This window comes from Chitinophaga agri (genome assembly GCF_010093065.1).
GTDB lineage: Bacteria > Bacteroidota > Bacteroidia > Chitinophagales > Chitinophagaceae > Chitinophaga > Chitinophaga agri.
On record NZ_CP048113.1, the window covers coordinates 6205086 to 6220345 of the forward strand.

The window sequence follows — 15260 nt, forward strand, 5'->3', positions numbered from 1 at the left end:
CAATACGCCAATCAGGTGAGTATGCAGTGCAGGGTTGTCATCACATTACTTGTGATATTTTTATGGAGGATACAGGGTGCTTCGGCACAGAAAATAACGTGGAATCAGCACATTGCGCCGATCATTCACGCGAACTGTACACCCTGTCATAAGAAAGGAGATGCAGCACCATTTGAACTGGTGACTTATGATGATGTGGCCAAACGTGCCACGTTTATAAAACAGGTTACCCAAAGCCGGTACATGCCCCCATGGAAAGCGGATAGTCATTATGCCAGTTTTGCCAACGAGAGAAGATTGAAAGATGAGGAGATCGCTATGATCGCTGAATGGGCTGACAATAAAATGCCGAAGGGGAAAGAAGTGGCGGGACAGCCCGAACATTTCCTGGAGGGAACGCACTATCATCGTAAGCCTGATACGGTATTGCAGATGCCGCGTGCGTTTCATATCAAGGGCGACAACAAGGAACGGTTCATTGTATACAAGATACCGTATGAGATGGCGCAGGATATGAATGTGGAAGCAATAGAATTTGTGTCTAATAACCGGAAGGTGATCCATCATGCGAACTATGAGATCGATGCCGTGCCTGATCTGGACATTTACGCAGGAACAGATTATATCAACCTGACAGAAGATGACCGGGAAAAGTACATTCAGTATGTTCCTTTCCGGCAGCACATGATCTATTATGGAGGATGGATACCCGGAGCCACCTGTGAATCCTACCCTAAGAACATTGGCTGGATCCTGCCGAAACGTGGTGTCATCTTGCTCACTTTGCATTATGCACCAGTAGGAAAAGACGAAGATAATATCAGTGGCATTCAGCTGTTTTTCACCAAAACGCCTGTAAAGAGGGAGATCAGAGCAGTGAGTTTCGGATCAGGCGGAGTAGGGCAGAAGGACATTGATCCCTACTTTTATATACCAGCGGATGCAGTAAAAACCTTCCGTTTGAAAGTTACAGTGCCTGAAGATCAATCAATTATGTATGTGTGGCCACATATGCATTATATTGGAAAGACATTTAAGGCGTTTGGCGTTACACCCACCGGAGACACTGTTAAAATGGTATCAGTAACGGACTGGAGTTATAACTGGCAGGAGGTCTACTGGTATTCAAAGTTGTTAAAGTTGCCCAAGGGTACGGTCATCCATATAGAGGCGACATACGACAATACCGCTGCTAACCCGGCTAACCCATCGTCGCCACCACGGCTGATCTACTCCAGTGGAGATATGAAATCGACAGATGAGATGCTGACCTTAGTGATGCTTTATCTTACGTATGAGAAAGAAGACGAAACAATTTCCCTGAAAAATGAAAACATTATGAAATAAGGTGTAATACTATTTTATTATTTCATTGTGTAAAATTCTCGTTTTAACCTGATTGTTAACAGGAACACAAAAATCTGTTAAATCTTTCTTGTTGTTTCTGTTTTTATTTTTTAGCTTGGCATTCGAAAGAAAAATAAGAATATTATTTAATGTGTGAATTTGAGGAAAGCGAGAAAATAAATTAGGGACATGTAGAACAGTGGGAAGTATCAACAATGGAGGTAACTGGAATAAATACACCTATGCCGAATTATTTATCCCAGGTTACCGTTTCGTAAGCTAATCATTGTAAGAAGAAGGAAACTGTGTTAGGCGGTATAACGAATCTGCTTTTTTTATCTCAGCATTGCAAGTAAATTTTTATGAAGGAACATAACAATGTAACCTCTTAATGGGAGAGGTGTATCTATACCTGTGTGTTTCATCTCGGACTAAACAAAACATAATAAACTAAAATCCAAAAGAAAGCTATGCGAAGATCTCTCTTAGTGTGTACATTGCTTTTCTTATGCTGCTGCTTTACTGCGTTGGCACAGACTAAGATAGCGGTGACGGGAACTATCAAAGATGCCAAGGGCACTCCTCTCCCTGGCGTAACCGTTAAAGAAAAGGGCGCTTCCAATGGCGCAATGTCAAATCCGGACGGAAGCTTCAAACTGTCAGTGCCAGGTGAAGCAACGCTGGTGATTTCGTATGTAGGGTTTGTTTCCCAGGAAATTCCAGTTGCAGGTAAAACATCTATCAATGTTACACTGCAGGAAGACAACAAAAACCTGAACGAGGTAGTTGTAACCGCGTTAGGTATTAAAAGAGAAACACGTGCACTCGGTTATGCAGTAAGCACTGTGAGTTCTAAAGATTTAACTCAGACTGCCAGCCCAACCATCGGTTCTGCATTGTATGGTAAAGCTGCAGGTGTGAAGATCGTTACTGCTCCAGGTGGTGCTGGTGGTGCGGTTTCTGTACAGATCAGAGGTGTATCTTCTATCGGTCTGAACACACAGCCACTGTACGTAATTGACGGTGTGCCTATGAGAAACTTCAGCAACCCTGCGCAGAACTCCTTCGGTACCAGCAATGGTCGTATCGATGGTAACGGTGCGAATGACCTCAACCCTGAGGACATCGAGAGCCTGACCATCCTGAAAGGTGCGAGTGCAACTGCACTGTACGGTTCTGAAGCAACCAACGGTGTAGTAGTAATCACTACCAAGAAAGGTACTAAAGGTAAAAACGGTCTGGGTGTAGAAGCTAACTACTCTTACAACCAGGAAAGACTGGCTCAGTCTCCTGATTTCCAGAATGAATATGGTCCTGGTTACAACCCAGCGCTGAACCTGTCTGCTACTGGCGGCCAGAGTGCGGAAGGTTGGTTCACTGAGGCAAATGGTGCTCTTCACCCTTACTATAGAGCTTATGGTCAGTTCGGTGCTAAATTCGACGGCCGTGAGGTTACTTACTGGGATGGTACTAAGAGAAAGTACGAAGCTCAGAAGAACAACTACAGAGATTTCTTCCAGACTGGTTACAACTCCCAGGCTAACGTAGCGATCTCTAACGCAAATGAAAAAGGTAGCTTCCGCTTCTCTTACACCCGTATGGACTATAAGAGCATCATGCCAGGAAGTAATCTGTATAAAAACAACTTCAACTTCAATGGTTCCCTGAAGCTGCACGAGAGAGTTACTTTAGATGTAATCTCTTCTTACAACAACTTCTTCAACCATAACCGTCCAAACGTACTGAACAACGTAACTAACTCTTACGGTGGTTATTTCAGCCGTTTTGATGATATGAACGTGTACAAAACAAGATTCCAGACCAGAGATGGTTACAAATATGTTCTGTACAACAACAACAGCTATGGCCAGGAAGATAAATTCCTGTACAATATCAGAGCTAACCAGCTGATGGACTACTTCTGGGATAACCTGCGTAACAGCTACGACGAGACCCAGAACCGTTTCATCAACAGCGCAAGCCTGAATATTAAAGTGCTGGATAACCTGAACGTTAAAGGTAGAGTAGGTGGTGACTTCACTAACCTGTACGCTGCTGATATGAGACATAACGAGCGTCCTGCCCGTCTTGGTTATTCTGGTATGTATGCTACTGAGAACAGAAACAACAACGTATTCTACGGAGACGTTATGGCTATCTACAATCCTAAGCTGACTAAGGATCTGGATATGACCATTACCGGTGGTTATACTGCACGTAAGACCACTTACAAATATGGTAAAACACAGACACAGGGTGGTCTGGTAAGCGAAAACTGGTTCAGCATGGGTAACTCTGCTCAACAGGTACAGGCTACTTCTACCCGCGCTACTCAGTACGATAACGCTGCTTTCGGTATCCTGAACTTTGCTTATAAAGGATTCCTGTATGTAGAAGGTACTGGTCGTTATGAGTCTACCAACACACTGGCGCCTGAAGTAAACTCTTACTTCTACCCTTCATTCAACGCTGGTTTCGTATTCTCTGATGTAGTTAAGCTGCCTAAATTCTTCAGCTATGCTAAATTAAGAGGTGCGTACGGTTTCGTGGGTAACCACCCGAACCTGTATCAGTCTAACATCCTGTACACTCAGTATGGTGCTGTTTACAACAACAACAACCTGCTGTACCAACAGCCTAATGGTTCTGGCTTCGGTAACAACAAGCTGAAATCTGAGAAAAAGAGAGAAGCTGAGATCGGTCTGGAAACAAGACTGCTGGATAACAAGATCAGCGTAGACCTGAGCTACTATAACAACAAAGTATCTGATCAGATCCTGTACAGATCCCTGGCATTATCTAACGGTGCTTCCAGCCAGCTGGTAAACGCCGGTGATATCGCTAACTACGGTTTTGAAGCTGCGATCAGCGCTACTCCGATCGAAAGCAAAGATTTCCGTTGGACTACCCGCTTCAACTTCGCTATCAACAGAAACAAACTGGTTAGACTGCCTGATGGTCAGACTTTCCTGGATGCAACCAACCTGGATAACGCTTATGTAGTTATTCGTTCAATGGTAGGTGAGTCCCTGGGTAATATCTATATCCACCCACACAACTACGATGCGAAAGGTAACAAGATGGTAGATGAGTACGGTCTGTACACTATCAATACCAACGAATACGTTCAGGCTGGTAGCATTCTGCCTAAACTGGTTGGTGGCTTCTCTAACACCCTGAGCTATAAAAACTTCTCCCTGGACTTCACACTGGATTACCGCTTTGGTGGTAACCTGATCTCTACGCCGACCTATTATATGCTCGGTGCTGGTATGTTCGAGTCTACCCTGCAGTACAGAGATGCAGCACGTGGTGGTCTGTCTTACAACCCAGTTGGAGACGAAGCTTCTCAGGATCCAAGCAAATACACTTACCAACTGGCTGCTAATGGTTCTCGTCATGACGGTATGATCCTGCCAGGTACTAAAGCTGATGGTACGCCAAACGACAGAGTTATCTCTGCTGCTGACTACTATCTGAATAACTACACATGGGGTGGTAACGGCGATTATAGCGCTGCAATCTTCAAAAACAATTACATTAAACTGCGTGAGGTAGCGGTAACTTACAACCTGCCACAGTCTATCTCTGACAAAATGCGTTTCCAGGGCATCCAGGTGTCTCTGATCGGACGTAACCTGCTGTACGTTTACAAATCTCTGCCTTACGGTATCGATCCTGAGGTGGGTGTTGGTTCCAGCTGGTTATCTCAGGGTATCGACAACGGTACTGCTGGTCCTACAAGAAGCTTTGGTGCAAGCATTCGTGCTCGTTTCTAATATGTAATTGTAAAATCGGATAAATAGAAAATAATGAAAAAGATCTTCATAAATATAGCTCTTGTCTGCACGCTCGGTGGCTTATTCAGCTCCTGCGCCAAGAAGATGGAGGAAACATATACTGACCCGGAGAAAATCGTCGATGGTTCCCTGAGCAAACTGCTGTCAGGTATGTATCTGAACAAAAGAATACACCCGTCTTACTACGATTATTATACATTCGTAATGCCTGTACTGGCTAACTACTCTCAGTTAGTAGCGACCGCTCCGGGTAACCAGATGTATTTCACCAACCCATCTTATGTAGATGGTCGCTGGCAGGATTTCTACGCAGGTTCCCGTGCGAACGATGGTGATAACCCGGATTATAACTATAATGGTCCTGGTATCATGAGTAACTACCGTGAGATGCAAACTACTCTGAGTTTAATGTCTGCTGAACAGCAGCAAAGAAACCAGGTGTTTGTGAAAGTTGCGGAGATCCTGGTATTCGATCAGGCTGCCCAAATGGTAGACATGTGGGGTGATATCCCATTCAGCAAATCAAATGGTCTGAACAGCCCTGATCGTACGGCTGCCGACGTTCCTTATGATGATGCGAAAACATTGTACACTAACATCATCGCAAACCTGAAAGCGATCAACACTTTCCTGGATACAGTAAATGTTGAAACTGATGTTAAGAACGAACTGGCTACTGCTGACATTCTGCTGAAAGGTGACCTGGTTGCATGGCAGCGTTACGCAAACTCTCTGCGTCTGCGTCTGTTAATGCGTATCTCTAATGCTGATGAAGCGACCGCAAAAACTGAGGTGACTGCTATGCTGAATGATGCAGCTACCTTCCCGGTTATTGCTTCTAACGATCAGAACGTAACTTTCAAGAACAGCCCTACCCAGGTTAGAAGTGACCTGGTTGAAGTGTTCACTGGTTACCCATACGCTCCTGAATATCTGATCAACACTCTGCAGGAAGCTAACGGCGACCCTCGTTTAAGAGTAATGTGGGATCAGGATGATGTGAACGGTTACAAAGGTTTCCCATGGAACGGTAGTGTTGGTGACTACGATGACCAGCGTCGTTTATACGCTGTATTCGATACTGCTACCTTCACTTACAATGATAACATCCCTGGTGTGATCATGACAGCTTCTGAAGTAAACTTCCTGAAAGCTGAAGCTTTTGAAAGATGGGGTCTTGGTGATGCAGCTGCTGCATACACTAACGGTATCAGACAGTCTATTGAGTTCTACTACGGTATCAACCAGTCTGCTATCAAGAGACAAGGTCAGAACAACTTTAGCCGTGCTGCACTGGCTTCTCCTGCTGCAACTGAAGTAGACGCATTCCTGGCTAAAGCACCTATTGCTTACACCGGTACTACTACACAGAAACTGGAGAAGATCTACACGCAGAAATGGGAACACTTCTTCGTACTGCAAAGCGGTCAGGCTTGGTCTGAGCTGAGAAGAACAGGTTATCCTGCGCTTCAGTTCCCAACTGTAGGTAACTCTGCAGCGCCTAACGCGCCTAAGCGCCTCCTGTATCCAGCTAACGAAAGACTGTACAACCCAATTGAGTACAGTAAAGTTAAAGACAAGGATACCCGTGACAGGCCAGTATTCTGGGATGTTAACTAATCTTAACTTCCTGTAATGATATCCGAATAGGGGCCAGCCTGAGTGCTGGCCCCTATTTATTTTTATAAAGTACCGTTATACTCCTGTACACACATATCTCTCCAAAGACAGTGTGAGGACGGTAATGCGGTCGCCTTTCATGTTATAAAAGAAGGCAGCAGTGGCAGTATCTACCTCGTCACGCTTACCAGAAGTGCAATAACCCTGTTAAATACAACGTCCCCGGCATTTCCTGTTTATCTTGAGCAGACATCATCAGGTACTTGTACATTACATGCACATGTATGCGCTTCTTCCCCCGTACTAATGGCTGGTGTAGTATGAGATCATTATAGCAGTGAAACCTATGGTTGCGATGCTGGTCACGCGAATGGTATAGTGCATGTCGAGTTCTTTGGCGCATGTCAGTTGTACAATATCGTTTTTACCATCGAGCTCTCCGTTTGTGGGGTTTAAACCATTGTTCTGTTAACGGGTTTTCAGGCAGGAAAGAGCATTCCGGCCTGTTTTTACATCCTCTTTTGCAGCTTTTTATATACCTTACAGGTCTTAACTGATTCCTTATCCTGTGAAAATGCTGCACAAAGGTTTTATATCATTTTGTTGCGCCCTTCTGCTGATCCTGCCGGTACGTTATGTGCATGCACAGCAGGTGACCTGGTCCGGGCATATCGCTTCCATTATCCATACAAACTGCACTCCCTGTCATCGCCAGGGTGAAGCCGCTCCCTTTGCACTCGTTACCTATGACGATGTGGCCAAAAGAGCCAATTTTATTAAGCGTGTTACAGAAAGTCGCTACATGCCACCGTGGAAACCTGATCCGCATTACGTGTCTTTCGCCAATGAAAGAAGACTGACAGAGGAAGAAATTAAACTCATCGGGGAATGGGCTGAAAATGGGATGCCTAAAGGTGAGGGAACTGTTAAAGAAATACCACAGCAATATGTACAGGGTACTTCTTATCACCGCGCCCCCGATCTTGTACTCAAAATGAATTCGTCCTATACGCTGAAAGGCGATAACGTAGAACGCTTTATTGTGTATAAACTACCTTTTGAACTGCCTGATTCTATGGCGGTAGAAGCTATTGAATTTACTTCCAATAATCGAAAGGTCATTCATCATGCCAACTATGAGATCGACAATGTGCCTGAAGCAGACTTCCATAATACAGCCGACTATGTGGATAACACAACGTCACAACTGGACTACTATCAACAGTATGTCAGCTATCGTAAAAACATGCAGTATTTCGGAGGATGGATCCCTGGCAGCAGTTACGAATCTTATCCGGAGAATATAGGATGGATGATGCCTAAACGGGGTGTCGTGCTGTTAAGTGTACATTATGCACCAGTAGGGAAAGATGAAGAAGTGATCAGTGGTGTACATTTCTTCTTCCGCAAGAAGCCGGTAAAACGGATCATCAGAGCCACTACATATGGCTCCGGCGGAATAGGAGAGAAGGATATTGATCCATTTTTTTACATCCCGGCGAATGCGGAAAAAAGTTTTAAACTGAGTGTGAAGCTAACAGAAACCCAATCGCTGATGTACGTGTGGCCGCATATGCACCTGCTGGGCAAGGCCTTCAAAGCGTTTGCCGTAACGCCCGATAAAGATACTGTCAAACTTGTCTCTATTCCACAATGGGATTTCAACTGGCAGGAAATATACTGGTTCCCAAAACTGGTAAAACTGCCTAAAGGTACCATCGTTACTATACAGGGTGAGTACGATAATACGGTAAATAACGCCGTCAACCCGTCCTTCCCACCACAACTGGTTTATGGTGCGATGCGTACAAAAGATGAGATGCTGACAATGATCATGATGACGTTGTCATATGAGAAGGGAGATGAGGAACAGGCGTTAAAACGGCCGTAAGGAAATAATTAATAATTTGGGATTATCGTCTGCTATAAGAACAAGGACGTTTCAGTTAATGAAACGTCCTTGTTTATTTATGAAAATTGATGGTTCCCGATACCCTTCAACAATACCGGCTAACCAATTCCTGATTTAATTAAAGCAGGTTCTTTATTTCATTCAGCTTTAACAATGCCTCCACAGGTGTTAATCTGTTAATATCAACTTCTGCAAGCATTTCTCTGATCTCTTTGAACGTATCACTGTGTGCATCGAAGATACTCAGTTGTACTTTCTGCGCAGGACCGGCGATCTCTTTCACATGTTGCTCTAACGGCGCGTCGATATGTTTCTGTTCAAGATGTGACAGTACTTCATTCGCGCGCTGGATCAGCTGTGGTGGCATACCTGCCATACGTGCCACATGAATACCAAAGCTATGACGGCTTCCACCTGGCGCCAGTTTACGCAGGAAGATCACCTTATTACCGGATTCCTTGTTGGTAATATGGAAGTTCTTAATGCGCCCGTGCTTATTTTCCAGTTCATTCAGCTCATGGTAGTGCGTAGCAAAAAGTGTCTTTGGCTTATGTGGCGTCATGTCATGCAGGTATTCCACAATGCTCCACGCAATAGAAATACCATCGTATGTGCTGGTGCCACGGCCGATTTCATCCAGTATTACCAGACTGCGTGGTGTGATATTGTTAATAATACTCGCTGTTTCGTTCATCTCGACCATGAAGGTGGATTCGCCGCCACTCAGGTTGTCGGACGCACCTACACGTGTGAAGATCTTGTCAGTAAGGCCAATCTCTGCAGCTGTGGCAGGTACAAAACTTCCCATATGTGCCATCAGCGTAATGAGCGCTGTCTGTCTCAGTAACGCCGACTTACCACTCATGTTCGGTCCTGTCAGAATGATGATCTGTTGCTGGTCTTTATCCAGCACAATATCATTGGCTACATAGTTTTCTCCTGGTGGCAATCCTCTTTCTATTACAGGGTGTCTGCCTTCACGGATGTCAATATGATAGCCCTCTGTTACATTCGGACGACGGTATTTATACTGTATAGCATTGTTGGAAAAACTTAGTAGGCAATCGAGACGTGCCATCAGCTGTGCATTCTGCTGGATGACCTGGATGTAGGGCTGCAGGGTTTGTAACAGTTCATCGAACAACTGTACTTCCAGCGCAAGGATTTTCTCTTCCGCACCTACTATCTTCTCTTCATACTCCTTCAGCTCCGGTGTAATATAACGTTCCGCATTGGCGAGCGTTTGCTTACGGATCCAGGTATCAGGTACTTTATTCTTGTGTGCATTAGTGACTTCAAGATAGTAACCGAACACGTTGTTGAAAGCGACTTTCAGACTTGGAATGCCGGTTGCGTCAGATTCTGTTTGCTGAATACGCAGCAGGTATTCTTTACCGGAGTGTGCGATCGTGCGGAGGCTGTCCAGTTCCGCATGAATACCATTCTGTATTACACCGCCTTTGCTGACAAGCACAGGGGGTGTTTCTACTATCTGTTCCAGTATTTTACAGAGGATACCTGGACAAGGATCCAGTTTTTCACTGATAGCAGTCAGATACGGATGACCTGTTTTGCTTAGCAGTTGCTGAATACCTTCCACCTGTTGCAATGCTCTGGCAAGCATCATTACTTCACGTGGATTGATCTTGCGCAGAGGTATTTTGGAAACGAGACGTTCGAGATCGCCGGTTTGTTTCAGGTGTTGTACGATAGCTCCGGATAACTCGCTCTCCTTAATGAAGTACTCCGTTATATCCAGTCTTTCGTTGATCTGTTTGATATCACGTAGCGGAAAGACCATCCAGCGTTTCAGCATTCTGGCACCCATGGGCGTAACCGTGGTGTCCAGTGTTTTGAGGAGTGTATGGCCGTTTTCGACACTGCTGCCCAGGAGTTCCAGGTTTCGGATGGTGAAACGGTCCATCCACAGGAAATCATCCTGGTCGATGCGCTGGATATTGGTAATATGCTGGAGGTGCGGATGTTCTGTATCCCGCAGGTAATGCATACAGGCGCCGGCAGCAATGATAGCTTCTGCAAGACCTTCTACACCAAAGCCTTTCAGACTATGGGTATCGAACTGTTTAAGCAGGATCTCTTCCGCGTAGTTGGTCGTGAAGATCCATTCTTCCAGTGTATATGTATAGAATTTGGAACCGAATTGTTCCTTGAAATGTTTCTGTTGCTGACGGGCGAAAATCACTTCCGCAGGTTTGAAGCTCTGCAATAGTTTATCCACATATTCCAGGCTGCCTTGTGCTACAAAAAATTCACCGGTAGAGATGTCAAGGAAGGCCGCGCCGGTCAGGTCTTTTCCGAAGTGTACGGCTGCCAGGAAGTTATTGTTGGCGTTGTCGAGGATCTTGTCATTCACCGCCACACCCGGCGTAACCATTTCTGTCACACCACGTTTAACGATGCCTTTTGCCAGTTTTGGGTCTTCCAGCTGATCACATACTGCCACACGATAACCAGCTTTCACCAGTTTATGCAGGTAAGTATCCAGCGAGTGATGAGGGAAACCTGCCAGGTCCTGTTGTGAGGCAGAGCCATTGGCTCTTTTAGTCAGGACAATACCTAATACTTTGGACGCGATGATTGCATCCTCATTAAAAGTTTCATAAAAATCTCCCACGCGGAACAACAGCACAGCGTCCGGGTAACGCGCCTTAATGGCCTTATGCTGTTGCATGAGCGGGGTTTCTACCGATTTGCTTTTTGCCATTCGGCAAATATATAATAATGTCAGGATGTGCTGAAGTCGAGATGTGCACATCCGGTGGGAGGCGAGTTTACCCGGACTTATCCACATTGCAGGTTGTTTGTTACCAATAATCAGGCTGGCCTGTAGCCGGGAACACTTTACATTTTATCGTATTTTTGCAAAATGCGTAAACTTAGCATGGATGAACTGGGCCGTAAAACGGTTGATCAGTTCAAGGCGGCAGATAAAACTCCTTTGTTACTGATACTGGATAATGTGCGTAGTATGCACAACGTAGGATCGGTGTTCCGGACGGCAGACGGGTTCCTGTTACAGGGCATCGTCTTGTGTGGTTACACACCCGTACCTCCGCACCGTGACATCCAGAAAACAGCTCTTGGCGCTACAGAAACGGTTGAATGGCAATACTTTCCGACTACTGTAGAGGCAGTGAATGCCCTGAAGGAAGCAGGATATACTGTGATGGCGGTGGAACAGGCGGTTGACAGTATCATGTTGGATCAGTTTACGCCCACTACTGATAAACCATTGGCGTTAGTATTTGGTAATGAGGTATCTGGGGTGGATGCAGAAGTGATGAAACTGGTCGAAGGGAGCATAGAGATACCACAGTCAGGCATGAAACATTCTTTAAATATATCTGTGAGTACGGGTATTGTGGTGTGGGATATCTTTTCGAAGCTGAAGAAGCAGTCGATATAGCACGATCCAATAATAGTAGCAGGCCGGTTTAACAGCCTGCTACCGGTTAGGCCCGTTTAGCCACGTTTTGCGAATGACAATGCTGCTGGACTTGCTGTAAATACCGCCTGGCCGTCGTTGAATAGGAACTATCATGGCAGCCAAATTCATATCTAGATTTAAATGACATATCCAGTAGCCTGTCATACGTTTTACCAATTCCTTTACAGTGTTCATACACTAGTTCGGATAAAACCCTGTGTTTGTTGTTGTGTGTTGGAACAATCTCGCAATATTCCTCTACTGTATAAACAGTATGTAACCCTTTTTCCTCTCTGATCTCCAGAGGAAAGATCACCGAACTGACATAATGTAATGCGGAATAAAATGCAGTGTTAACAACCCAGTCAAAAAATTGACTGTCGTGGTGGAGGAAATTACAGGCGGCTTCATTGTGAATTGCCTGATTAAGATGCCATTGCTGCCGATTTTTCAGATGTTGGTTCATAATATTGTTTAAAGCCATCTGATATCATAATATCGATAAGCAGATTCTGTGTTTTGGGAATAAAATGAAAGTATACGAAAAACGTCTTGGTATTGCTACTTTTCCTAAGTTCATATGCTTTTTCATAAGCGAGATCAAGCTGGTCTGAAAGATAGTCGGCTTCATTGATCAGAAATGCAAAATCGAAAGAAGTTATGCTGTTTACTTTTAACATAACTTCTGAACATATACCCAGCGTCTGGAGATAATCCCTGAATTGCTCCGCCAACCCGGTAGCGAGATTAACATTATCAACATATTGACTGATGATCGGTTCCTGGCAGGCCTCATCATCACCAGCGGGAATAAACGCATTTTCTGCTGTTTTCCAGTTTTTAGGTATTGCTATAGCATTCATCTTAGCGTCCGGAATGTAAATGGTCGTCATTGTATAAATATTTGGGAATAACTGATTTATGCGGCAAACTAAAAGAATGTTTTTTTACCTTCCAAAAAATAATCATATGTTGACCAGTATGATTGTGAGCCTGTCCTGATAATACGTTAAAGGCCTATTCTAAGGAAGATATTATCTTTGTAGCAAATTTGTAAATGAGCCCGGCAGTAATGGCCGGAGGAATGGATAGGAAAAGACGTGTCAACAGCTATTCCTGTCATATCTTTGCAAAACTGAAAAAAACAACAGCTATAATGATCGCAACGGTTAATAAATATCTTTCACTGGTTAAATTCAGCCATACCATATTCGCGATGCCTTTCGCACTGACAGGCTTTTTCATTGCTACTACCAAGACTGACGCTACTTTCAGCTGGCAGGTACTGGTAGCAGTCATATTCTGTATGGTTTTTGCCCGTAGTGCAGCGATGGCTTTCAACCGTTATCTGGATGCCGATATCGACAGAAAGAACCCCCGTACCACACAGCGTGAGATACCAAGAGGTGTGATCACAGAGAAGAATGCGCTGATATTTGTGATCGTGAACTGTCTCCTGTTCATGGCCACTACCTGGTTTATCAACCTGCTGTGCTTTTTCCTGTCGCCGGTTGCACTGATAGTCGTGCTGGGGTACAGCTATACTAAAAGATTCACAGCACTTTGTCACCTGGTACTCGGGCTCGGTTTATCACTTGCGCCGGTAGGTGCGTATATGGCCGTGACGGGACATTTCGCAGTACTGCCGGTATTGTTATCTGTACTGGTATTGTGCTGGGTGGCGGGTTTTGATATCATTTATTCGCTGCAGGACGAAGACTTTGACCGTTCTCTGGCTTTAAATTCTATTCCTACCTGGTTAGGTAAAGCGGGCGCACTGCGCTTCTCTGAAGGCTTACATGTGGTAGCAGGACTGCTGGCAGTGCTTATCGGTGTGTATGGACAATTTCACTGGTTATATGCTGCAGGTGCACTGATCTTTATTATCATGCTGGTAACGCAGCATCTGCTGGTTAAGCCTGATGACCTGAGCCGCGTCAATATTGCATTCATGACAACAAATGGTATTGCCAGTGTGGTATTTGCCGTATTTGCCATTGCTGATATGTTCATCATCAGATAAAATCTCACTATGGCACGTATCCTCGCAATTGACTACGGAAAGAAAAGAACAGGGCTGGCAGTAACCGATCCGTTACAGCTGATAGCCACCGGCCTGACTACGGTCGCTACCCACGACCTGATCCCCTATCTCAAAAAATACCTGGTACAGGAACAGGTTGAACTGTTCCTGATCGGAGAGCCGAAGAACCTGGATGGTGGCGCGACAGATGCTACTGCACTGGTGACCGAATGTGTGCGTATCCTGCAGAAGAACTTTCCGCAGGTGCCTGTAAAGAAAGTTGATGAGCGCTTTACATCCAAAATGGCTTTCCAGACAATGATAGACAGTGGCCTTAAAAAGAAGGACCGCCAGAATAAGGCGCTGGTCGACGAGATCAGTGCGACTATCATTCTGCAGGAATATTTGCAGAATAAGTAATTCCTAATTCATCCTTACCTTTGCATTTCTGAAAAAAATATAAAATGATTCTACCTATAGTTGCTTACGGTCATCCGGTATTACGTAAAATGTGTGAAGATATAACCCCTGATTACCCTCAGTTAGAGCAACTGATCGCCAATATGTGGGAAACCATGTATGCTTCCAATGGTGTAGGACTGGCTGCTCCGCAGATCAACAGGCCTATCCGCCTTTTCGTGGTTGATAGTGAACAGATCATCAACAGCCTGGAAGAGGATGAGAAGAAAGACTATCCTGGCGATAATGGTATAAAACAGACATTTATCAATGCACATATAGTAAGCACCGGCGGAGAAGAATGGGCGTACAACGAAGGTTGCCTCAGTATCCCTAAAGTGCGTGAAGACGTGTACCGTCCGGAAACCGTAACCATACGTTATGTAGACGAGCAATTCCAGCCTCAGGAAAAAACCTTCTCCGGCATCACTGCCCGTGTCATCTTCCATGAATACGATCACATCGATGGTAAATTGTTCATCGACCACCTGAAGCCATTAAAGCGCAGGATGATCAAAGGTAAGCTCGAGGATATCTCCAAAGGCAAGATCCGCGTGGATTATAAGATGGTATTTCATAAATAAAATAGGTTAAAATTTTGTAATGTAACAAATCCCGATTATTTTAGTGCCTGCAAACTAATACAATACA

At 44.8% G+C, this 15260-nt stretch carries 11 protein-coding genes; 8 read left to right on the plus strand and 3 right to left on the minus strand.

Annotation, left to right across the window (positions count from 1 at the left end; all coding sequences use genetic code 11):
* Positions 1-21: 21 nt before the first annotated feature.
* The 4 genes from GWR21_RS24905 to GWR21_RS24920 all read left to right on the plus strand — a co-directional run bounded on the left by GWR21_RS24905 (position 22) and on the right by GWR21_RS24920 (position 8658).
* Positions 22-1347, plus strand: a complete 1326-nt coding sequence (locus GWR21_RS24905; protein WP_238430002.1) for a c-type cytochrome — start codon at positions 22-24, stop codon at positions 1345-1347.
* A 470-nt stretch (positions 1348-1817) separates the two neighbouring features.
* Entirely contained in the window at positions 1818-5126 is a 3309-nt protein-coding gene (locus GWR21_RS24910; RefSeq protein WP_162334366.1) for a SusC/RagA family TonB-linked outer membrane protein, read from the plus strand.
* A gap of 33 nt (positions 5127-5159) precedes the next feature.
* The gene (locus GWR21_RS24915; RefSeq protein WP_162334367.1) at positions 5160-6767 is read left to right on the plus strand and encodes a SusD/RagB family nutrient-binding outer membrane lipoprotein; all 1608 of its coding nucleotides are present in this window, start codon (positions 5160-5162) and stop codon (positions 6765-6767) included.
* A gap of 574 nt (positions 6768-7341) precedes the next feature.
* Positions 7342-8658 carry a cytochrome c gene (locus GWR21_RS24920; RefSeq protein ID WP_162334368.1) on the plus strand — a complete coding sequence of 439 codons (1317 nt, stop codon included), beginning with the start codon at positions 7342-7344 and terminating at the stop codon, positions 8656-8658.
* Between the two features lie 139 nt (positions 8659-8797).
* Here GWR21_RS24920 and mutS read toward each other — a convergent pair whose 3' ends face one another.
* Positions 8798-11404 (minus strand): DNA mismatch repair protein MutS, encoded by a 2607-nt coding sequence (gene mutS / locus GWR21_RS24925; RefSeq protein WP_162334369.1) that lies wholly within the window; start codon positions 11402-11404, stop codon positions 8798-8800.
* Between the two features lie 162 nt (positions 11405-11566).
* On the opposite strand from mutS, the gene GWR21_RS24930 reads away from it, so the two are divergent.
* On the plus strand, positions 11567-12106 hold the full coding sequence (locus tag GWR21_RS24930; protein ID WP_238430004.1) for an RNA methyltransferase: 540 nt from the start codon (positions 11567-11569) through the stop codon (positions 12104-12106).
* Between the two features lie 46 nt (positions 12107-12152).
* On the opposite strand, the gene GWR21_RS24935 is transcribed toward GWR21_RS24930, so the two are convergent.
* Entirely contained in the window at positions 12153-12593 is a 441-nt protein-coding gene (locus GWR21_RS24935) for a HEPN domain-containing protein (RefSeq protein WP_162334370.1), read from the minus strand.
* The gene (locus GWR21_RS24940) at positions 12553-13020 is read right to left on the minus strand and encodes a hypothetical protein (protein ID WP_162334371.1); all 468 of its coding nucleotides are present in this window, start codon (positions 13018-13020) and stop codon (positions 12553-12555) included. Before GWR21_RS24940 ends, GWR21_RS24935 begins: the two co-directional genes overlap by 41 nt.
* Before the next feature lie 191 nt (positions 13021-13211).
* Between GWR21_RS24940 and GWR21_RS24945 the strand changes: the two genes are divergently transcribed.
* From GWR21_RS24945 to def, 3 genes are read left to right on the plus strand one after another with little or no spacing between them, the layout of a single operon-like run.
* A complete protein-coding gene (locus GWR21_RS24945; protein WP_238430006.1) occupies positions 13212-14150 on the plus strand; it encodes a UbiA-like polyprenyltransferase in 939 nt (312 codons plus the stop codon).
* Positions 14151-14159: 9 nt separating this feature from the next.
* Entirely contained in the window at positions 14160-14570 is a 411-nt protein-coding gene (ruvX, locus tag GWR21_RS24950) for a Holliday junction resolvase RuvX (RefSeq protein ID WP_162334372.1), read from the plus strand.
* Between the two features lie 44 nt (positions 14571-14614).
* Positions 14615-15193 carry a peptide deformylase gene (gene def, locus GWR21_RS24955; RefSeq protein ID WP_162334373.1) on the plus strand — a complete coding sequence of 193 codons (579 nt, stop codon included), beginning with the start codon at positions 14615-14617 and terminating at the stop codon, positions 15191-15193.
* Positions 15194-15260: the final 67 nt, after the last annotated feature.